A 22,496-nucleotide genomic window follows, 5' to 3' on the forward strand; every position below is an offset into this window, starting at 1 on the left:
CCCACCTCATCGGCACCCTCTCATCTTCCGTGGCCCAGGCGCTCGGCGAGCGCCTCGATGGTCGGGTAGTTCCAGACCAGGGTCGGCGAGAGCCGGCGCTGCAGCCAGCCCTCCAGCCGGCTCATGACCGCGAGCGCCTGCGCGGAATCCAGGTCGTAGCTCTCGAAGGAGCGGCGCGGATCGATCTCCTCCTCCGGCACCCCCAGCTGCACCGCGATCTCGGCGATCAGCCAGCCCTGGATCGCCTCGGCATCCGGGCGCTCGCCGTCTGCGTCCGGCGGGGCGGGCTGCGAGGCGGATTGCGGGGCGGATTGCGGGGCGGCAGCGGCCGGCGCGATCGCCGGGCCGGCGGGAGCGGCGGAGGCCGGCGGCTCGGGCGGCACCACCGAGAGCTCGGCCGGCAGCTCCAGGCCCGCCGCCCTCAGGTGCGCGAGCCTGGCCAGGTAGGCGGCCCCGCGCATCAGCGCCTCGGCGACCTCGACGACGCCGCGGCCGGCGGGCTCGGCCATCGGACTGCCGGCCGTCCAGTCGTTGAAGGCGGCCATCGCCGGGCCGCACCAGACCTGGTAGTCGCTGCGCCGCTCGGCATCCCCCGACCCGGCCCACTTCGACGACAGCCCTAGGTACCAGCGGAACAGCAGACCGAGCCGGCGCTTCTCGCTGGCCCGCGCCTCGGCCAGCGCGGCCGGCTCGGCGGCGGCCAGGTAGCGCTCGCACTCGGCCCAGACCGCGTCCGCCGGGGCCCGGAACAGCTCGCGCTCGACCCTGGCGCGCTCGGCCTCCGGGATCGCCGCCCAGGAGTCGTGGCTGCGGTAGAGCTCCCACAGGCGGCGCGCGCGCATCGCGAAGAGCGTGCCGCGCTTGAGCACCTGCACCTGCACGCCCTGCTCGAACATGTCGGCGGCCGGCGCCATGGCGACGTCGTCGAAGCCGGCCTCCGCCAGCAGGGCCTTGACGGCCTCCGAGGTCCCGGCCTCGCGGCAAGCCTGGTTGATCGAGCCGGTGACGACGTAGTCGGCGCCGAGCGCGAAGGCCGCGGCCACCGCCTCCGGCGAGCCGAGACCGCCGGCCGCGCCGATGCGCGGCGCCTCGGCATAGCCGTGGCGGGCCTGCAGCCGGTCGCGCAGCCGCAGCATCGCCGGCAGCAGGCCGACCAGCGGCCGGTTGTCGGTATGGCCGCCGGAATCGGCCTCGACCGTGACGTCCTCGGCGACGGGCAGCCTCGCCGCCAGCTCGGCCTGGGCGCGGGTGATCGTGCCGTCGGCGACCAGCGGCTCCACCAGCGCCGCCGGCGGTGGCGAGAGGAACTGCTCGGCGACCCGCGGATGCGACAGCTTGGCGACGACCCGCGTCGAGGCGAGCGGCACCCCGCCGGGACCCGCCGCCAGGCCGCCGGCGCGGAAGGCGACGACCGCCGGGGTCAGCTCCATGAAGGCCGAGGCCTCGATCGTCGTGACGCCGAGCCGGCGGAACAGGGCGACGCGCGCCAGCTCGTCCTCAGGGCGGTCCGGCGTGTGGATCAGGTTGACCGCCCAGGGTCCCTGCGGCAGCGCCTCCCTGAGCTGCCGGATCGCCGCCTCGATGCGCTCCAGCGACAGGCCGGCGGCGCCGAAGCCGGCCAGCAATCCGGCCCGGCCCAGCGCCGTCACCAGCCGCTCCGAGGCGATGCCGCCGGCCATCGAGCCGGCCGCGTAGGCGAGGCGCAGGCCGTGCGCCGCGCGGAAGCGGGCGCTGCCGAGATCCTCGGGCTGCAGCGCCGGCACCAGGCCGGCGAGCCGGGTCCCCGGCGGCAGCGGCGCGCCGGCCTCGGCGAGGGCGAAGCCGCCGTCGTCGAAGCGCAGCAGGGCGAGCGGCGCGTCGAGCGCCATCAGGCGCCGGCGCAGCTCGGCTGCCGTCGGGGCGGAAGGGCGGTCGAAGGCGTTCACCCGGCAGTCTCCGTCGCGAGCGCCCGCTCGATCGCCTCGGCCGCGACGCGGACGCTCGCGCCCTCCGGCACGACCTGCAGGGAGAGGCCGCTCAGCCGGCCGCGCACCCGGCCCTCGTGGATCAGGTCGACGTCGGCGACCAGGTAGGGCAGCGGCTCCAGGCCGCGCTCGACGATCTCCAGGCGGTAGGTGAAGAGGCTGCGCGTGCCGGGGATCTGGCCGCGGAACTTGACCGTCAGCGGCACCCCGGCGATCGGCTGCAGGCGCGCGTCCGGCCTGCCGAGCCCGCAGCAGAGGGCGAAGAGCTGCAGGATCTGCAGGCCGCCCTCGATCATGCAGGGCCCGGCGAAGACCCGGTCGTCGAGGAAGTGGGCGCGGATGAACCAGTGCTCCGGGTCGAGATCCTTCTCGGCGACGACCAGGCCGCGGCCGTGGCGTCCGCCGTTCGCCTCCATCCGGGTCACGCGGTCGAGCATCAGCATGGCCGGCGGCGGCAGGCGCAGGGCCGGGCCCGCCGGCACCGCCTCGCCGAGCACCGCCGCGAAGGCGCCCCGGGTCAGGGCCTGCAGGTCCTCGGCCGTCAGCGCCTCGCGGGCGCTGGCCAGCCGCTCGCGTGGCGCCGGCCGCGGCGGCCGGCCGCCGTCGGCCAGCCCCTGCCCCTCGGCCAGTTCCTCGGCGCTGAAGAAGCCGGCGCAGCAGTCGTCGATGCGCAGCATCGGCCGGCCGTCGACCCGGCCCTGGTAGTCCGAGAAGAACAGCAGCGTGTCGCCGTGCTCGACGAAGCGGTCGATCGCGATGTCGTAGTCGATGCGCTGGCCGGCGCGCGGCCGGTCACCGAGGAAGGTCAGGCGGGCGTCGAGCCAGCGGAAGCCGCGCGTGCCGCCGAGCCGCCGGTCGATGCCGAGGCAGCTGAGCAGCAGCAGGATGCCCTGGGCGTCCATCGCGAGATAGGGCACCTCGCCCTCGACGCCGTGCCAGGCCGGATCGGGCACGTCGTACTCCGTGCTGATCGTCGCCGGCCCCAGCACGCCGGGACGGTAGTCGATCGCCGTCACCCGGCTGAGCGCCAGGAAGGGCGGCGCCGGCAGCCTGACGCGGCGCGGCAGCCGGTCGGCGAAGGCGTAGTCCGGGCCGAGCACCTTGGCCAGGCTGCCCTCGGCGAACTCCGCGACGGCGGCCTCGTCGAAGACCACTGCGGCCGCAGGCACCGCAGCAGGCGCCAGGCCAGCCAAGGCCGCGATCTCGGCCAGCGCCGCCCGCCGGCCGGCCAGGAAGGCGGCATGCGCCCGGGCGGTGCCGATCGCCAGCTCGGCCAGGGCGGCGACACCGGGAGCGGTGCGGTCCGATGCGGGCGCCGACGGCAGCGGCGGCGGCACGGCAGCGGTCGCCGCCGGCTGCGGAGCCGGCGCGAGGCACGGCAGGTCGTCGAGCGCCTCGGCGATCGAGGCGCCGCCCAGCACGACCCGGATCGGCATGCGCACCGGTGCCGGCGGCTCGGGCAGCAGCGCCGCCCAGCCCGCCGCATCGACCGGCGCGCGCTGCGCAATCAGGGCGGCCAGCAGGCGGGTCAGGCTGGCTGTGTCGCCGGCACCGCGCCGGTTGACCGGCAGAGCGAGGTGCGGCCGGCCGGCCAGCGTCGCGGCAACCCAGCGGCTGCAGGTGGCGCCGGCGCCGACCTCGAGGAAGTAGCGCGCGCCCTCGGCGTAGAGCCGCTCGACGGCGGCCGGGAAGTCGACCGGCCGGACCATGCCCTCGACCAGCAGCGCGGCCAGCGCCTGCGGGTCTCCGGGCAGCGCCGCCGACCGGCCGCGCGCCGCCGAGAAGAGGAAGCGCGTCGCCGGCTCGGCGGCCCGCGGACGGTCGAGCAGCGCGGCCAGGGCGGTCCGCTCGCCGTCGACCGGCGGGCAGTGGATCGCCATGGCGTCGGTCGAGCGCAGGGCGTCGCAGCCGAGGCGTTTGGCGACGCGGCGGCAGGCCGCCTCCTCGCCCGCGATCACCGTCTCACCCGGCGCGTTGACGTGGGTCAGGTAGACCCGGGGCTCGCCGACGAGCGCGGCCCGCACCGCCTCGGGATCGGCCGGCAGCACGAAGCTCGACCAGTCAAGCGCCGCGTCGTCCGCGAGGCCCCAGAGGTCGCGCACCGCCTGCTTGGGGCCGCAGAGCCGGCGCGTGACGCTCTCGCTGGCGACGACCGCCTGCAGCCAGTCCTCCGACAGGCCCCAGGCGCCGCCTGCGACCAGCATGGAGAGCTCGCCCATCGAATGGCCGCAGGCGAAGTCCGGCTCCAGGCCGAGCCGTGCCGAGAGCAGCCGGGCGTAGCCGACGGCGTAGATCAGCGTCGTCTTGAGCGCCGCCAGGCCGTCGGACAGCAGCGCCTCGTCGGCGGCCTCCAGCTCCGCCGGGCCGACCTTGCCGAAGGCCGCCGGATAGACGAGGTCGGCCGAGAGCGCCGCGGCCGGGTCGGCGAAGGCGGCCTCGATCTCGGCCAGCGCCTCGGGTGCCAGGGCGAAGAGCTCGCTGCCCAGGCCGGGCCCGACCGAGCCGATGCCCGGGTAGACGTAGGCGACCTTGGCCGCGCGGCCGAGCGGCCGGGGCGCGCAGCAGCTGCCGGCCGGGGTCTGCCAGTCGCGGCCCTCGGCGAAGGCCGCGGGCAGCGTCCGGCGCGCCTGCTCGATCTCGCGCGCCAGGGTCTCCCGGTCGCGCGCGACCAGGACCAGCGCCAGCCCGTCGGGCGGGGCCTCGAGCAGGCGCTCGCGGGCGATCCCGGCGAGCCCGCGAGCGTCCTTCTCCAGGGCGTCGAGGCCGGCCAGCAGGCCGGCGAGGTCGCCGGCGAAGACCGGGAGCGGCAGCGGCGGCGCCTCCGCCAGGCCGAGCCGCGGGGCCGCCGGCCGGGCGTCCTCGGAGAGCAGCAGGTGGAAGCTGCGGCCGTCGAGGCCGAGCCCCTGCACCGCCGCGCGGCGCGGTCCCTTGCGGCGCAGCCAGGGCCGGGCCGAACCGCCGACGACCAGCCGGCCGGCCCCGCCCGGCGGCAGGCTGCGCGATCCCGGCCAGTCCGGCTGCCCGGGCAGCAGGCGGTCGGCCAGGCAGAGCGCGGCCCGGGCCACGGCGAGCAGGCCGGCGGCGGCCCCCGTGTGACCGCACTGGGCCTTGGCGCTGCCCAGCAGGCAGGGCGCCTCGCCCGGCCCGTAGACCGCGGCCAGGCCGGCCAGTTCGGCGGCGTCCTCGTCAGCGATCCCGCCGGCGAAGGCCTCGACCAGCCCGACCTCCTCGGCGCCGATGCCGGCGGCGGCGAGGGCGGCGCGCGCCGTCGCCTCGACCGCAGCGGCCGGATCGCCGTCGAGCGGCTGCTCGGCCAGGGCGTCGATCGAGGCGTAGCAGCGGCGCCCGGCCGCGCGGGCCGCCCCGGCCCGCTGCAGCACCAGCGCGGCCGCGCCTTCGCCCGGCCACCAGCCGCCGTCCGGCGCCAGGGCCAGGCCCGGCTCGGCCTCGCCGCCGGCCAGCAGCCGGCGCAGCCAGACCGCCTCGGGGCCGCCGGACAGGTCGACGGCGCCGACCAGCACGGCATCCGCCTCGTCCGCCCGCAGCAGCAGGTCGGCCAGGGCGATCGCCTGCAGGCCGCCGTTCTCCTCGGCCGAGACGGTGAAGTTCGGCGCCGGGAAGTCCCAGAGCGCGGTGATCCGGCTGGCCAGCAGGTTGCCGATGTAGCCGAGGAAGGTGCCGGGCTCGCTCTCGGCGTGGCAGGCGGCGCGCAAGGCGCCGGCCAGCCGCTCGCGCGCCTCCGGCGGCAGGACGACGCCGTCGCGCTCCAGGGCCTCGGTCAGCCGCGCCTCGCCGTCCCAGCGCGCGCGCAGCCGATGCACCGAGAGCTCGGCCTCGGTCGCGACCACCACGGCGACCCGCGCGCCCTCCGCGACGCCGGCGTCGCGCAGGGCCGCGTCGGCGACGGAGAGCATCAGCAGCTGCTGCGGATTGAGCTGCTCGAGCTCGCGCGGCGGCAGGCGATAGCGCAGGGCGTCGAGCTGCAGGCTCTCGATCCAGGCGCCCCGGGGCGGCGGGCCGAGGCGACGCTCCAGGCCGGCCCAGCGCCGGGCCGGCAGCGGCCGCGCGTCGACGCGGCCCTCGGCCAGCCGTCGCCGCCAGGCCGCGAGGTCCTGCGCGCTGCCGGCCTGCACGCCCAGGCCGACGATGGCGAGCGGCTCGGGTGCCGCGAGCGAGACGTCCGGCGCCTCGGCGCCGGCCCGCTCGTCGGCCGTGGCGTCCTCCAGGATCAGGTGCGCGTTGGTGCCGCCGAAGCCGAAGGCGTTGACCGCCGCGCGCCGCCGCCCGGCGGTGCGCTCGCGCCAGAGCCGCGGCTCGCGCACGATCTGCTCCGGCCCGATGCGGCCGTCGTCGGACGCGAGCGGCGTCTCGACGGCGACGGTCGGCGGGATCGTGCCGCGCTCCATGGCGAGCAGCGTCTTCAGGGCGCCGACACCGCCGGCGGCGGTCAGCAGGTGGCCGAGGTTCGACTTGACCGCGCCGAGCGGCGGCACGCTTCCCTCGCCCGCCGCGCCGAAGACCTCGGCCAGCACGTTGAGCTCGCTGCGGTCGCCGAGGCGCGTGCCGGTGGCGTGGCACTCGACATAGTCGATCGCCGCGGGCGACAGCCCGGCCTCGGCGTAGGCGCGCGCGCAGGCCAGGCGCTGGCCCTTGGCGTTCGGCGTGATGATGTGCTGGCCGCGGCCGTCGCTGGCGAGGCCGATGCCGCGGATCACCGCGCGCACCGGCTGCCCCTCGGCCCGCGCGTCCGAGAGGCGGCGCACGACGAAGCCGACTCCGCCCTGTCCCAGGGACAGGCCGTCCGAGCGGCTGTCGAGCGGTCGGCTGCGCTCGCCGCCCGGCGGCAGCGCGTGCAGGGCGGCGAAGCCGAGGCTGGCGTAGAGCGCGTCGACCGTGCTGGCCGCCGTCACCACCATCGCGTCGGCCTGCCCGGACCAGAGATGCAGCGCCGCCAGCTTCAGCGCATAGAGCGAGGTCGCGCAGGCGGCGTCGAGGGCGTAGCGCGGACCGCCGAGGCCGAGCGCCCGGCACAGCAGCCCGGGCACGTAGCCGGCGACCAGCCCGTTCTCCGGCGCCGTCGCCTCGCCCGTCCCCGCGAAGGCGAAGCCGGGCCGGCCCAGGGACCGGCCGAGGGCCGGCTCGATCAGCGGATCGTAGAGGCCACGGAACAGCTGAGTCGACCGCTCGGTCGTGCCCCAGGAATAGGCGCCGAGCAGCAGGCCGCAGCGACCGCGATCGAGCGGCCCGCCGGCCTCGGCCTCGCGCAGCGCCGCATCCGCGAGGTGCAGCGGCCAGCGCGTCAGCCGGCCGTGCCGCTCCAGCTCTGCCGCCGGCACTCCATAGCCCGTGCAGTCGGTCTGCCTGCGCAGCCAGGCGCCCTGCAGGTTGCACAGCCGGTCGGGCACGCCGCGCTCTGGGCTGTAGATCGCCGCCGGGTCCAGGCCGAAGTCCTCGCGGCTGGCGGGCGCCAGGGCGTCCCAGCCCTCGAGCAGGCGCTGCCAGAAGGCCTCGGCGTCCGCCGCCCCCGGCAGCAGGGCGGACAGTCCGACGATGGCGAGGGGCTCGCGGCGCATCACAGGGGTCCGGGCTCAGGCGCTGCGCCGCGCCGCCGTACGCAGGGACAGCGGGTGGTCCCGCCCGACCACGACGGCCTCGAAGCCGGTCAGCCAGAGCAGCGGCGCCCCTGCGGCGTCGAACAGCGCGAGGTCGGCGACCAGCCGCTCCTCGTCGAGCGAGCGGATCCGCGCCTGCGCGGTCAGCGGGCCGGCCGCGGCGGGCCCGGCCGGCCAGACGATCCGCCCGACCCGGCTCGGCAGGCAGCCGGCCTGGTGCCGCGCCTGCAGCCAGACCAGCAGCACGTGGGTCGCGAGGTCGTAGGCGAGCGGATTGCGCGGCCCCTCCCGCGGCTCGGCCGGCAGGATCACCGAGATCGTCGCCGCCTCCTCGTCGAGCCGCAGCACACGGGCCACGCCGCGGAACGAGGGGCCGTAGTCGATCGGGCCGTCCAGGTAGGCAGCCGGATCGCCCGCCTCGGCCCCGTCCTGCATCGGCTCGAAGGCCAGCGGACAGGGCGGCCGGGCGCCCGCCACCAGCCGGGCGGCGTAGCAGGGCGTCTCCGCCCCGGTCCGGCCGGCCGCCAGGATCCGGGCCGCGAGCCCACCGTCCGCCTCCTCGAGGCGCAGCGTCAGCGGCTGCGTCTCGCCGCCGTCGAGCGCCAGGCCGCCGAGCACCCGGAAATCCTCGACCGTGGCGACCGGAAAGCCCCGCGCCTCGGCCTCGGCCAGCATCCAGGCGAGCGGCCAGGCCGCCGGAACCACTGGCCGGCCGTCGATGACGTGCTCGGCGAGCAGCGGCGTCCCGGCGAGACCGAAGCGCCGCGTCCCCCGGCCCTGCCCGCCGGCCGCCGAGAGGTCGTCGCCGAGCACGAGGTTGCTCCGGCCGGCGGTCCGCAAGGCCGCCAGGAAGAGCGCCCGACCGGGCCCGGGCTCGATCGCATGGATGCCCCGTTCGGCGAAGCGTCGCGCCAGCTCGGCCGTCACCATGCCGGCCTTCCAGGGGCCCCAGGCGAGCGCGACGACCCGCGTCTCCGGCAGGCGCGCGGCGAGCCGCTCGGCGACCCGGTCGAGCACCGCATTGGCCATGGCGTAGTCGCTCTGCCCGGCGTTGCCGAAGGCGGCGGCGGTCGAGGAGAAGAGCGCGAGCAGCTTGAGCCGGGCCGGATCGACGACCGCCAGCAGCGCCGCGAGGCCCTCGATCTTCGGCCGGAACACCGTGGCGAAGTCGCCCGGCCGCTTGTCGCCGATCCGCCGGTCGGCCAAGGCCCCGGCACCGTGGACCAGACCGGCGACCGGCCCGGCCTCGGCCAGCGCGGCGCGCAGGCTCTCCGGATCGGCGACGTCGGCGGCGCGGTAGCCGGCCTCGACGCCGGCCGCGCGCAGCCGCGCCAGGGTCGCCGTCACGGCGCGGGCGGCGAGGATCGGCGCGAGCGCCGCCTCGACGGCACGCGGAGTCGGCCGGCCGTCCGCGGACAGCGCCTCGACGGCGCGCGCGCGCAGCCCGGCCTCCGCCACGCCCTCGGCCCAGGCCGGCTCGGCATCCCCGATCGCCGTGCGGCCGAGCAGCAGCAGCCGGCAGCCGCTGGCCATCGCCAGCGCCTCGGCACAGTCCGCGGTGATGCCCCGGCCGCCGCCGGTGACCACGACCAGATCGCCCGGACCGACCGGCAGGGCGCCTTCCGCGGGAAGCTCGAGCGACCCGAACTGCAGGCCGCGGCGACCGCCGCCGTCGAGGCTGACGACGCTCGCCTCCTCGCCCGCGTCGGTCAGCTCCGCGAGCACCGCTTCGGCGACCCGCGCCGGATCCAGGCCCGCTGCCGTCTCCAGGGCACGCGCCCGGACCGAGGGCCATTCCTGCGCGAGCGTGCGGACCAAGCCGCGCAGGCCGGCGGCGGCCGGCGGCGCGTCCGCCGGCGCCAGGGTCACGAAGGCCGGCGAGCCGGCGGCGCCCAGCCGGGCGTCCAGGCCGCCCGCGAGCCTCAGGGCGCGGGCCAGCGGCGCGGTCGGGCCGACCGCCGCCTCGGCCGCCTCCGGGCCGGCCGGCCAGCAGAAGAGCGCGCCGGCGAGCGGACCGAACAGCCGCTCGACCCGGGCGAGCGCGGCGTCCAGGCTCGCCGGCTCGTCGTCGCCGAGCGGCAGGCAGTGGAGCGTCTCCGGCAGCTCGGCGGCCGCCGCGCCGGCCTCGATCGGGGGCAGCAGCACCACGACGGTCGCCCCCGCCGCCTCCAGCGCCTGCGCCAGCGCGACGGTCAGCGGCCCGGCCTCGGCGCAGAGCAGCAGCACGCCCGCGGGCAGCGGATGGCCGGGCCGCGCCGGCGGCAACGCGCGCCACTGCAGCTGCCCGGTCGTCGTCGCGTCCGGCGCCTCGGCGGAGGGCCGCTCCGCGGCGGCCGGCTGGTCGTTGCAGTTGGCCGGCTCGGCGCCGCCGCTGACCGCCTCGCTGGCCATCGAGGCGGCGACCCCGGCGAGCAGGCGCGCGACCTCGCCCAGGGTACGCGCCCCGGCCAGGGCCTTGCGGTCGGGCCAGCGCCCGGCGTCGCCGCCGAGCGCCTGGCGCAGGGCCGAGAGGATCTCGACCCGCTTGATCGAATCGATGCCCAGGTCGGCCTCGATGTCGAGCTCGGGTGCCAGCATGTCCGGCGGATAGCCGGTCTTGTCGGCGACGATGTCGGTCAGCAGGGCATGCAGCGCCTCGGGGCCGCCGGCGGCCTGTGCCGCCGCGGCCGGTGCGGGCTCGCAAGGCCCGGCCGCGAGCGGCGCCCCGCCGGCCGCCGCCCCTGCGCCGGCGACATGACGCGCCAGCGCCTCGGAGAGCGCGCGCAGGCTGTGCGCACCGGCGAGCGCGCTCGACGGCAGGGCGCCGGCCCGTCGGCCGGCCTCGCCGAGCGACTCGCGCAGGCCCGCCAGAATCTCGACCCGCTTGATCGAATCGATGCCGAGGTCGGCCTCCATGTCCATGTCCGGGCCGAGGAACTCGGCCGGATAGCCCGTCGCCTCGGCGACGATGGCCAGCAGGCGCGGCAGCAGCTCGGCTGCCGCAACCGCCGGAGCTGCCGGCGCCGCGGCCGGAACCGCGACCGGCGCCGGCAACGCCGGCGGCTCGGCCCGCGGCGGCACCGTCGGCGCCGCGACTGCCGGCAGGGCGCGCGGGCCGCCGGACGGGGCCGGCATGGTGGCGTCGCGCAGGCCCTGGCTCCGCTCGCGCTGGCCGGCCAGGAAGTCGGCGTGCAGGCGCGTGACCTCCTCCTGCTGGGCGCGGACCCGCTCGAAGAGGGTCGGGTCGGCGCCCGCCCGGCTCAGCTCGGCGAGCAGGCGCGCCTGCTCGCCTTGCAGCCCGAGGAACTCGCGGTGCGCCGCCAGCGTCGCGTCCTCCAGGTCGAAGGCGCGCCCGAGCGCCCCCTGCCCGGCCGCCGACAGGGCCGCCGAGACGGCCGCCGGGCCCGCCGGAACGGCCGGGCTCTCAGGCAGCGCAGGTGGTCGCGCCGCAGGCTGCTCGGCCGGCCGGCGCTCGGCCAGGCGTGCGAGCTCCGCCGCGACGCTGCGGCGCCGCTCGGCCGCGCCGGGCGAGTCGCCGTCGATCCAGACGACGGCACCGTGGTCGGGCAGCGGCGCCGGCGCCACCGGGCGCCGGAAGGGGCGCGGCTCCGTCAGCGCGAGGCCGGCGACGCGCAGCTGGACGACGGCCTCGCGCAGCCGCCGCTCGCCGCCGCCGCGGCCGGGATCGAGCGAGATGGCCAGGTGCGGTCGCTCGCCGAGGATCGCGCCGACCAGCCCGCCGAGCACCGAGCGCGGCCCGATCTCGACGAAGATCCGGCCGCCGGCCGCGTAGATCGCCTCGATGTTCTGCTGGAACAGCACCGGCGCGAAGGGCTGGGCTGCGAGGCCGGCGCGCAGGCTTCCGGCGTCGGCCTCGTAGAAGCCGCCGGCGGCGTTGCTGGCGACCGGCAGGCGCGGCGCGGCGAGCGCCGCCTCGGCCAGGGCGCGGCGCCAGGGCGACTCGGCATAGCCGACGCTCGGCGTGTGGAAGGCGGCCGCCACCGGCAGGCGCAGCACCGTGTGGCTGAGCTCGGCGAGCCGCCGCTCCGCCGCCTCGACCGCCGGCGTCGGGCCGCCGATCACGGTCTGGCGCGGCCCGTTGGCGTTGGCAAGGCTGATGCCCGGAAGCGCCTCAAGCAGCGTCTCGACCGCCGCCCGCTCCAGCTCGACGACCAGCAGGCCGCCGGCGTCGGCGCCGTCCTCGGGAGGCGTCAGCGCCCGGCCCCGCGCGACCACGAGGTCGAGGTAGGCCTCCTCGTCGAGCGCGCCGGCCGCGACGAGCGCGCTCAGCTCGCCGAAGCTGTGGCCGACGGCGAAGTCCGGACGGAAGCCGCCGCTCTCCAGCGCGCGCAGCAGGCCGAGCGACAGCGCGCCGACGCCGGCCTGGGCGTAGAGCGTGCGGCGCAGCGCCGCTTCCCGTGCCGCCCGCCGGCCCAGCGCATCGCCGGCCAGCGGCGGCGGATGGAGCACGGCGGAGAGCGTCGCGAGGCCGGCCGCGTCGAGCCGGTGGTCCAGCCGCTCGATCGCCGAGCGGAGCTGCGGGAAGGCGACGGCCAGCTCCTCGCCCATGCCGACGTACTGCGAGCCCTGGCCCGGGAACAGCGCGACCAGCCCGCCGGGTGCCGCCTCCGGCAGGGCGACCGGGCGATAGTGCAGCCCGCCCGGCAGCGACCAGCTCTCCGTCCCGGCGGCCGCGCGCGCCAGGGCCTCGGCCCCTTGGGACAGCTTCCCGACCGCCTCGGCCGGATCGGCGGCGACGAAGCCGAGCCGGGGCCGTCCGGCCGCGGGCGGCACGGCCTGCGCCGCCGCGAGCCCGGCGAAGGCCGCCCCCGCTTCCGCCCCGCCCAGGCGCGCGGCCAGCTCCCGACAGCGCGTCGCCAGGGCGGTCGGGCTCTCCGCCTCGACCAGCAGGCCGAGCGGCGTCGCCGCGAGCGGCAGGGGCTCGGCGGCGGCCGGCGCCTCCTCCAGCAGGACGTGGAAGTTGGCGCCGCCGAAGCCGAAGGCGCTGACCCCGGCGCGCCGGGGCCGGCCGGCCGGCGCCGTCCAGGGCCGGGTGCGCGTGTTGAGGTAGAAGGGCGTCTCCGCGAGATCGAGGCGAGGGTTCGGCGTCTCGACATTGAGGGTCGGCGGCAGCGCCTTGTGGTGCAGCGCCAGCGCCGTCTTGATCAGGCTGGCCGCCCCTGCCGCGGCCTTGGTGTGGCCGATCTGGGACTTGACGCTGCCGAGCGCGATCGAGCGCGGCGGCGCCCCTGCCCCGCCGTAGGCGCCGGTCAGCGCCTCGAACTCGACGGCGTCGCCGACCTCGGTGCCGGTCGCGTGGGCCTCCACCAGGCCGACGCTGTCGCCGGCGATGCCGGCACTGCCGAGCGCTTCCCGCACCGCGCGCACCTGCCCCTCGGGGCGCGGTGCATAGATGCTCTTCGAGCGGCCGTCGCTGGTCGCGCCGTAGCCGCGCAGCACGGCGTAGATGCGGTCGCCGTCGCGCTCGGCGTCGGCCAGGCGCTTGAGCACCAGCAGGCCGACGCCCTCGGAGATCACCGTGCCGTCGGCGCCGGCGTCGAAGGCCCGCACCTTGCCGCCCGGCGAGAGCGCGGGCGTCTTGCTGAAGCTGAGGAAGGCGGTCGCGCTGTTGTCGGTGTCGAGCCCGCCGCTCAGCATCAGGTCGGCCCGGCCGGCCGCGAGCGCGTCCATCGCCAGGCCGACGGCGCAGAGGCTGCTGGCGCAGGCCGCGTCGACGGCGAAGGACGGCCCGCCCAGGTCGAAGCGGTTGGCGATCCGCCCGGCGACGACGTTGGCCAGGAAGCCGGGGAAGCTGTTCTCCTCCCAGGCCGGATAGAGGCGGCGCAGGGCCGTGCCGACCTCGGCAATGCGCTCGACCTCGAAGCCCTGCTCGCGCAGCGCCGCCTGCCAGAGCGGTCCTTCCAGGGCCGCCCGCAGGTCGTGCAGCGACTTCATGGTCGTGCCCGCGAGGCCCAGGATCACGCCGGTGCGCGCATGGTCGAAGGCACCGGCCGGATAGCCGGCGTCCTCGAGCGCGGCCTTGGCGGCCAGCAGCCCGAGCAGCTGGCTGGAGTCGAGCGACTCGAGCGCCTTGGGCGGCAGGCCGAAGGCGAGCGGATCGAAGGGCACTTTCGGCAGGAAACCGCCGACCGCCGCATAGCTGCGGTCGGGCACGGCGGGGTCGGCGTCGAAATAGAGGTCTCGCCGCCAGCGCCCCTCGGGCAGCTCGCGGATGCAGTCGACGCCGCGCAGGATGTTCGTCCAGAAGGCCGCCAGGTCGGCAGCCTCGGGCATCAACGCGGCCAGGCCGACGATCGCAACCGCGCCATCATGCCGGCCACCGCTGCCGATCACCGAGGTACCGGCTTGAGCCATCTCGTGAGCCGTTCGTCCGAAGGCATGCGGCCGGTCCCGACCGGAAGGTCCGGACCGGCCGCTGCCGCCTTGCGCGCGGGACCGGTCGAGGCCGGTCCCGCGCGGGTTCGTCACGGATTGCTGTAGGCGGCGACGTAGCGCATCGGCTGGCGCCACACGAAGGAGGTGCTGTCCTTCAGCTGGGCCGCGATCTCGGCCGCCTTCTCCGGCCCGACCGCCTTGGCCAGGCGCGGGTCGTTGTGCTTGCCGTCCGGATCGAGCTCGGCCAGGTCGTCCGCCCCGAGCAGCACGAGGTAGGTGTTGACCGCGCCGCTCGACGGCCGGTGGACCGTGATCCGGATCGGGTCCTTGGCGTCGCGGTTGGCCGCCATGAAGTGCTTCGCGGCCGAGCGGAAGGTGTCGCCCTGGCCGCTCTTCACCTTGATGCCGTAGGCCATGATGTACGGCTTCGGGCCATCGACCTTGCCGGCCTCGGCGACGAGGTGCATCAGCTCGGAGCCGAGGCCCTTGACCGCCTTCTTGGCCTTGTGGGCCAGGGTCACGGCCGCGGCCTCGCCGTGCTTCTCGGTCAGCGCCGAGACCTGGTTCTCCGGGTGGAGTTCCGAGTGGGACTCGTGCGGGAACCAGACGTAGGCGACATCGCGCTTGCCGTGCAGGGGCACGTAGGTGAAGAAGCGCTGCCCCTTCTTGTGATCACGGCTCGACTCCACGGCCTTGGTCACGAAGTCCTTGAAATTCGGATCGGTGCGGTCGTAGTGCACCACCATCAGCGAAGCCTGCCCTTTCATCGCCGCGTCTCCTGTTTCGGTTGGGGAAACCACAGTATTGTGCAGTGCAAAATCAGGTAGCCGGCACAACTATTCGACGCTCGCCCCGGCCCCCTCGACTAAACACGCGCACAACACAAAAAGAACTTCGAGCGATCCGAGAGATGAGCCCGCTCGTCGGGTGGGAGAGTGCCTCCAAGACCCAATTCGGTCAAGGGGATGAGGGGGACAAATCAACCAAAGGTACATTAAATTTTCGAAGGGAAGTTCTTGGCTTGACTGGCCCGCGCGCAGACGTCATCCGGCAAGAATGAGGCAACGATCCGCCGATATCCGCCTGCCGCCGGCCCCCGGCCCCCTCTTGCAATCCGCCGCGACTGGACGTGCAATGAGGTGGGCCGCCGGCGCCCTGAGGGCAGCGGGATTGCCGTCGTCGGGTCCGCTGGGGGGCTGGAATGCTTTCTCGTCGCAAGCAGCAAGCGGCGCCGGATAAGGCGCGAGAGACACCGGCCGCAGGCGCGACCACGCCGGGGGACATCGGCCGGCTGGCCCACTTGACGTCGGCGCGCGGCTGGATCGTCGCGCTGACGCTGGCGGTGGCCACGTTCGGCGCCGTCGTCTGGGGCTTCCTCGGCCAGATCCGCATCGAGGTCAGCGGCCTCGGAGTCATCGAGTACAAGCACGGCGTCCTGCAGGAGCTGACCGCGCCCTCCGGGGGTCGGCTCGAGCGCCTCGCCGTGCGCGCCGGCTCCCGGGTGTCCAAGGGCGACCTGATCGCGGTGCTGCGCGTCGGCACCGACCGCGAGGACCTGCGCGGCGCCCAGCGCCTGCTGTCCAGCCTGCGCCAGGAGCGCGACCGGCGCGAGAAGGCCGTGCACCAGGAGATCGAGCAGCGCAAGGAGACCGCCAAGGCGACGATCCAGAGCCTCGAGGACAAGGCCGCGGTGCTCGAGCAGAGGGTCAAGGACTACCGCCCTTACCTCGCGGAGCTCGAGAAGCAGATGAAGCAGGGGCTGGTGCTGCGCGACCGCGTCGAGCAGGTGCGCAGCGACCTCAACAACGCGCGCGTCGACCTCGCCACGGCGCACAGCGACATCCAGAACGCCCGCGCCAACCTCAGCGAGTTCATCGCCAACCAGCAGAGCACCCTCGGCAACCTGGACGACCAGATCGTCCAGGCCGAGAACAAGGTCGACAACCTGCAGGCGGCGATCGCCGAGAACTCGCGCATCATCGCGCCCCACGAAGGCCTGATCATCGCCATCGAGGCGAGCGAAGGCGACCAGCTGTCCGCCGGGTCCGCGGTCGCCCAGCTCGAGGGCGCCACCCGCTCGCTGCTGGCCTACGGCTACTTCCGGCCCGGCGACGGCAAGCGGGTCAGCCCGGGCATGAAGGCCCTGGTCTCGCCCAACACGGTCGAGCCGGAGATCTACGGCACGATCCTGGGGACCGTCGTCTCGGTCGGCGAGCAGCCCGCCACCGAGGCCGAGCTGCGCGACCAGATCGACAACGATTCCCTGGTCCAGCAGCTGCTCAAGGGCGGCGCGCCGATCGAGGTGCAGATCGCCCTCGAGGACAACCCGAAGACCGAGAGCGGCCTCGCCTGGACCTCCTCGGTCGGGCCGCCGCATCGGGTGACCGCCGGCACCACCGCCTCGGCCAAGGTGGCGGTACAGGAGCAGGCGCCGATCTCCTTCATCATCCCGATCTTCGGCACCTGGCTGGGCGGAGGCGGCGGATGAGCACCGCCGCCTCCCCCGCGCAGGATGGCGCCCCCGCCGCGGGCGCTGCGCCCGACGGCGGCCCGCACGGACGCAGCGGGCGCGTGAGCGTCCCGACGCTGCTGCAGACGGCCACGCACGAGAGCGGCGCGGCCGCGCTCGGCATGGTCCTTGCGCACTATGGCAAATGGCTGCCGCTCGAGCGGCTGTGCGAGGAGACGGGCGTCTCCCGCGACGGCAGCCGGGCGGAGAACATCACCGCCGCGGCACACAACCTCGGCCTCGAGGCCCAGCAGCGCGGCGACGGCGCCGAGGCGGCCCTGCGCCTGCCGACCCCCGCCCTGGTCCAACTCGACAGCGGCTTCGCGGTGCTGGAAGGCTCGGCGCGCGGCCGGGTCTGGCTGAACGACCCGGCCAGCGGCCGGCGCAGCCTGTCGCCCGGCGACTTCGCGAAGCACTACGCCGGCGCCGCGATCACCCTGCGCCCGGCCGCCGGCTTCCGGCGCGAGGGGCACGGGCCGAACCTCGTCACCTCGCTCGGCCGCCACCTCGGCGGCGCCCGCGGCGCGACCGAGATCGTGCTGCTGGTCACCGTGCTGCTGGTCGTGCCCGGCCTGCTGCTGCCCGGGCTGCTCAAGGTCTTCATCGACGAGGTGCTGATCAAGCAGCTGGCCAGCTGGCTGCTGCCGCTGATCATCGGCCTCGCCCTCTCGGGGCTGCTCGACGCCCTGCTGCTGAGCGTCCAGCAGTTCTACCTGAAGCGCCTGCAGATCGCCGTGGCGATCGGCATCGCCGGCGGCTTCCTCTGGCACCTGCTGCGCCTGCCGGTGCAATTCTTCGGGCTGCGCACGGTCGGCGACGTCGTCGCCCGCTACCGCTCCAGCACCCAGGTCAGCGACCTGCTGGCCGAGAGCGTCAGCACGAACCTGCTCAACCTGGTGATGGTGGCCTTCTTCGGTCCCCTGCTGTTCCTGTTCGACGTCCAGCTCGCCGCCGTCGCGGTCGCGCTGACCCTGCTCAACATCGGAGCCGTGCAGCTGGCACGCGGCAAGCGCGCCCAGCTCAACCGCCGCCAGCTCAACGAGGAGGGCAAGCTGACCGCGGCCGGCATGGGCGGCCTCAAGGCGATCGAGACGCTGAAGGCGATGGGCACGGAGCCCTACTTCTTCCGCAGCTGGGCGCAGACCAACAGCGAGGTCGTCGACGCCCGGCAGGAGGTCGGCCGGATCTCGCTGACGCTCGATGCCGTGCCGGCCGTGCTGAACGCCCTGACCATCGCCAGCATGCTCGGCTTCGGCGCCATCCTGGTGATCCGCGGCGCGATGTCCGTCGGCGACCTGATCGCCTTCCAGTGGCTGCTCAAGCGCTTCTCGCAGCCGATGCAGCAGCTGGTCACCGTGACCCAGAGCCTGCAGCTGCTGCAGAGCAACCTGCGCCGGATCGACGACGTGCTCGCCTATCCCGGCGACCCGCTGCTGGCCGGGCGGGCGGTCACCGGGGCAGCGACCGCTGCGCCGGAGCCGCGGCTCGGCGACGGCTCGCCGTCGCTCCGGCTGTCGGGCGCGCTCAGCCTCAAGGACGTCGGCTTCTCCTACAGCCCGGTCAACGAGCCGCTGATCCAGCACTTCGACCTCGAGCTCGAGCCGGGCGCGCGCGTCGCCCTGGTCGGCGGCTCGGGCAGCGGCAAGTCGACCCTGGGCAAGCTGATCGTCGGGCTGTACCGGCCGACCGAGGGCCAGGTGCTGTTCGACGGCCTGCCGATCGACCGCATCCCCCGCGCCCTGTTCCTCGGCTCGATCGGCTACGTCGACCAGGACATCTTCCTGTTCAACGGCACGGTGCGCGAGAACATCACCATGTGGGACAGCTCGATCCCGATCGAGGCGGTGCGGCGGGCGGCCGGCGACGCCTGCATCGACGACATCGTCTCGGCGCGGATCGGCGCCTACGATTCCCAGGTCGCCGAGGGCGGCGTCAACTTCTCCGGCGGCCAGCGCCAGCGCATCGAGATCGCCCGTGCCCTGGTGCGCGAGCCGCGCCTCGTCGTGCTCGACGAGGCGACCGCCGCCCTCGACGCCGAGACCGAGCGGCAGATCGACGACAACCTGCGGCGGCGCGGCTGCACCTGCGTGATCATCGCCCACCGGCTCAGCACGATCCGCGACGCGGACGAGATCATCGTGCTCGATCGCGGCCGGGTGATCGAGCGCGGCCGGCACGACGAACTGATCGCCCGCAAGGGCCGTTACGCCGAACTGGTGGCGATGGCATGAGCGACGCGGCGAGCCAAGACCAGCTGCCCGCCGGGGCCGGAGCGGCCGGCGGAACGAGCGCGCAGGCCAGCCCGGCCGCCGGGCTCGCCCAGGCCGTCGGCTTCACCCCGGCGACGACCGAGCGGCTCGGCCGCGACGCCCCCTTCGAGCCGGTCGGCGAGAGCCGCGCCTGGCTGGTGACCGACGGGGCGGTCGACCTGTTCCTCGCCTCGCCGCTCGCCGGCGGCCGGCCCGGGGCACGCCGCCACCTGGCCCGGATCGAGGCCGGCGGGCTGATCGTCGGGCTGCCGGCACCGCGCGACGGCGGCAGCCTCCACGCCGTGCCGACCAGCGACGGCAAGGTCGCCGCGGGCACGCTGGCCGCGCTGCTGACCGTCGAGGGCCCGGCGGCCGGGCAGGTTCCCGGCCTGATCGAGGGCTGGGTCGACGCGCTGACCGTCGCGCTCGCGCTGCCGGCGCCGCCGCGCGACGCGGCCGTGCTGAAGGCCGGGGAGACGACCGACGGCAAGGCCGCGGCCGCCTTCGTCACCGGCGACGAGACGGCCTGGGTCGCGGCCCCGCCGGGCGACGCCGACTTCGCCGGCGGCGGGCCGCTCGGCAAGCGCGCCTGGACCGGCCGGCACCTGCCGCTGGCCAACGGCGGCTGGCTGACCCTGGGCACGGCGGCCCGCCTCGAGAGCCGCACCACCGGCGACTGGCTGAAGCAGGGCTCGGCGGCGGCCGACCTCGCCGCCTATGCCGGGCTGACGCTGGCGCTCTTCGCCGAGCAGAGCGGGCGCGACGAGCAGGCCGCGGTGGCGCGGCTGGCGCGGCGCGACAGCGAGCAGGCCCGGCATCTCTCGGCCGGCGCGCAGAGCCTGGCGGCGATCATCGAGCAGCGCCGGCCGACGACCGGCGTCACCGCCACGGATCCGCTGATCGCCGTGCTGGAGGCCGCCGCGGGCGACCTCGGCGTCACCCTGGTGCCGCCGCGCGGCGGCCTGTCGGCGGTCCCGAAGGACCAGGATCCGGTGCTCTACCTCTGCGCCCGCTCGGCGGTGCAGTGCCGGCGCGTCGCCATGCCCGACGACTGGCAGCGCGACGACTACGGCCCGCTGGTCGCGCACTACGGTCCCTCGAACCGGCCCTGCGCGCTGCTGCCGAACGACATGGGCCGCTACCGGCTGGTCGACCCGACCGCGGGCATCGACACCCTGGTGACGCCGGCGATCGCCCGCCAGATCGCGCCGGTCGTCTACCTGCTCTACAAGCCGCTGCCCGAGGGCAGGATCGACGGCCGCGGCCTGCTGTCCTACAGCGTGCCCGGCAACGCCCGCGACTTCGTCATGATCGTCGCCATGGTGCTGCTGGCCGGCATCGCCTCGATCGTCACGCCGATCGCGACCGGCTACATCGTCAGCACGATCATCCCGAGCGCCGAGCGCGGGCAGCTGCTGGTGCTCGGCCTCGTGGTGCTCGCCTCGCTGCTCGGCGCGGCGGCCTTCAACTTCGTCCAGTCGATCGCCATGCTGCGCATCGAGGGACGCCTCGACCAGCGCGTCGAGGCGGCGGTCTGGGACCGCCTGCTCAAGCTGCGCGCGCCCTTCTTCCGCCAGTACTCGGTCGGCGATCTGGCGAACCGGGCGCAGTCGATCAGCCAGATCCGCCAGCTGATCACCGGCTCGGTCATCAACTCCTCGATCTCCGGCATCATGGGGCTGTTCAGCCTCGGCCTGATGATCGCCTACGACTGGCTGCTCGGCCTGCTGGTCGGCGTGGTCAGCCTGCTCTATGCCTTCAGCGGCTACCTGATCGGCCGCACCATCGTCGGGCTCAACCGCAAGCGCATCTTCCTCGACGGCAAGGTCCAGGGCCTGCTGTTCCAGCTGCTCGGCGCCATCGAGAAGCTGCGGGTCACCGGCAGCGAGGCCACGGCGTTCGGGCTCTGGGAGCACGACTACCTGACCTATGCCCGCCTGACCAACCGGCAGAACGGCTGGACCAACCTGTCCAAGGTGATGGCCGGCGTCTTCCCCTTCCTTGCCGTGGTCATCGTGCTGCTGGTCATCGGCTGGCAGTCCGGCCAGCTCGACGCCTTCTTCACCTTCCCGCGCGACTGGCAGACCATCGAGGCCGCCGCCTTCTCCAACATCATGTCGCCCGGCGACTTCAGCGCCTTCATCACCGCCTACGTGCAGTTCACCACCGCGATCATCGGCCTGGTCGGCGTCGCCGTGCAGCTGACCCTGGTCGGCCCGCTGCTGGAGCGCATCACGCCGATCCTCCAGGCCGAGGAGGAGAACGACAGCGGCAAGAAGGATCCCGGCGAGATCAAGGGCGCCGTCGAGCTGCGCAGCATCCGCTTCGGCTACGGCGCCGGCTCGCCGCCGGTGCTCAACGACCTGTCGCTCTCGATCGAGCCCGGCGAGTTCGTCGCCTTCGTCGGCCCGTCCGGCAGCGGCAAGTCGACGGTGATCCGCCTGCTGCTCGGCTTCGAGCGGCCCGACGCCGGCTCGGTGCTGATCGACGGCGTCGACCTCGCCACGCTGAACAGCCGCCTGGTCCGGCAGAACCTGGGCGTCGTGCTGCAGGACGCCAAGCTGCTGAGCGGGACGATCTTCGACAACATCGCCGCCGGCTCCGACGCGACCCGCGAGGAGGCCTGGGACGCGGCCCGGCGCGCCGGCTTCGACGAGGACGTGAAGTCGATGCCGATGGGCATGGACACCTACCTGACCGACGCGGCGACCACGGTCTCGGGCGGCCAGCGCCAGCGCCTGATGATCGCCCGCGCCCTGGTGCGCAACCCGCGCATCCTGATCTTCGACGAGGCGACCAGCGCGCTCGACAACGAGACCCAGGCGATCGTCAGCCGCGGCGTCGACGAGCTGCCCTGCACGCGCATCGCCATCGCGCACCGGCTGAGCACGATCCGCCGCGCCGACCGCATCTTCGTGATCGACGGCGGCCGGGTCGTGGAATCCGGCTCCTACGAGGAGCTGATGGCCAGGCAGGGCACCTTCGCAGAGCTGGTCAAGCGCCAGGTCGCCTGAGCCGAAGCCGCGCGCCGTCGTCTCGTCGCGGCAGTCGCGGGACCGGCCGCCGCCGCCGAGCGGCGCAAAACCACTCCCCGATTTCGCTCGACGGCGCCTTTGGCTAGAGTCGGCGCATGCTCTGGGCCATCCCGAGGGATATCCGCACCACGCGGCGCGATGCGGCGACTCCGCTCGACTGGCGCTACGGCGGCTGCCCCCTGGACACCGAGGTCTGGCGGCTCGGGCCCTTCGCGGGCCTGGTCGCCAACTGGCGCGGGCGGATCGCGACGGGCGCGCGGCTTCCTCGACGCTCCGACCTCACCTTCGAGGACTTCGCCGGCTGGTTCGGGCGGATCTTCATCGCCCGCATCGAGCGGCAGCCCTTCAACATCCGCTTCACGCTCTGGGGCACGCAGCTCGTCCAGTGGTGGGGCGTCGACTACACGAACAAGACGCTGGGCGAGGAATCCATCGACCCCCGCCCTCTGGCAGGATGGCGAGCTCAAGTACTTCGAGACCATGGACCGCACGCCCTTCATCGGCGTCGCCTCGGGCTATCTCAGCCAGCACCGGCGCTCGCACATCAAGGTCCTGGGCCTGGACCTGCCCTGCGCCGACGGCCCACGCCTCAGCCACGTCGTCTCGGCCCACATCGAGCTGGCGATGGACGAGACCGCCGAGATGATCCTGCCGGACTGTCCGATAACCCCCTTCGAGGGCTTCGACGACTCCCCCTGGCCCGCGCCCGACCGGCACCGCTGAGCCTTCCGCCGCCGCGTCGTCCCGTCGAG

The 22,496-nt window shown here is 75.2% G+C and carries 7 protein-coding genes and 1 pseudogene; 4 read left to right on the forward strand and 4 right to left on the reverse strand.

The window, feature by feature from the left end; translation table 11 throughout:
• Positions 1-20 precede the first annotated feature (20 nt).
• The 4 genes and pseudogenes from B9O00_RS06325 to B9O00_RS06340 form a co-directional block, all read right to left on the reverse strand.
• On the reverse strand, positions 21-1,925 hold the full coding sequence (locus B9O00_RS06325; RefSeq protein WP_085121615.1) for a PfaD family polyunsaturated fatty acid/polyketide biosynthesis protein: 1,905 nt from the start codon (positions 1,923-1,925) through the stop codon (positions 21-23).
• Positions 1,922-7,537, reverse strand: a complete 5,616-nt coding sequence (locus B9O00_RS06330; RefSeq protein WP_085121616.1) for a type I polyketide synthase — start codon at positions 7,535-7,537, stop codon at positions 1,922-1,924. The genes B9O00_RS06325 and B9O00_RS06330 overlap by 4 nt, the downstream gene beginning before the upstream one ends.
• A gap of 63 nt (positions 7,538-7,600) precedes the next feature.
• Positions 7,601-13,867 (reverse strand): annotated as a pseudogene (locus B9O00_RS06335) (beta-ketoacyl synthase N-terminal-like domain-containing protein); the annotation flags it as partial.
• Positions 13,868-14,040: 173 nt separating this feature from the next.
• A complete protein-coding gene (locus B9O00_RS06340; RefSeq protein ID WP_085121618.1) occupies positions 14,041-14,718 on the reverse strand; it encodes a hypothetical protein in 678 nt (225 codons plus the stop codon).
• Between the two features lie 434 nt (positions 14,719-15,152).
• On the opposite strand from B9O00_RS06340, the gene B9O00_RS06345 reads away from it, so the two are divergent.
• The 4 genes from B9O00_RS06345 to B9O00_RS06360 all read left to right on the forward strand — a co-directional run bounded on the left by B9O00_RS06345 (position 15,153) and on the right by B9O00_RS06360 (position 22,467).
• Positions 15,153-16,439: an NHLP bacteriocin system secretion protein gene (locus tag B9O00_RS06345; protein WP_085121619.1), complete on the forward strand. Its 1,287-nt coding sequence runs from the start codon at positions 15,153-15,155 to the stop codon at positions 16,437-16,439.
• An 83-nt stretch (positions 16,440-16,522) separates the two neighbouring features.
• Positions 16,523-18,691 carry an NHLP family bacteriocin export ABC transporter peptidase/permease/ATPase subunit gene (locus B9O00_RS06350; protein ID WP_159460123.1) on the forward strand — a complete coding sequence of 723 codons (2,169 nt, stop codon included), beginning with the start codon at positions 16,523-16,525 and terminating at the stop codon, positions 18,689-18,691.
• Positions 18,688-21,723 (forward strand): NHLP bacteriocin export ABC transporter permease/ATPase subunit, encoded by a 3,036-nt coding sequence (locus B9O00_RS06355; protein ID WP_085121621.1) that lies wholly within the window; start codon positions 18,688-18,690, stop codon positions 21,721-21,723. Before B9O00_RS06350 ends, B9O00_RS06355 begins: the two co-directional genes overlap by 4 nt.
• Before the next feature lie 501 nt (positions 21,724-22,224).
• On the forward strand, positions 22,225-22,467 hold the full coding sequence (locus tag B9O00_RS06360) for a hypothetical protein (protein WP_085121622.1): 243 nt from the start codon (positions 22,225-22,227) through the stop codon (positions 22,465-22,467).
• Positions 22,468-22,496: the final 29 nt, after the last annotated feature.

It is taken from the genome of Tistlia consotensis USBA 355 (assembly GCF_900177295.1).
In the GTDB taxonomy this organism is placed as follows: domain Bacteria; phylum Pseudomonadota; class Alphaproteobacteria; order Kiloniellales; family DSM-21159; genus Tistlia; species Tistlia consotensis.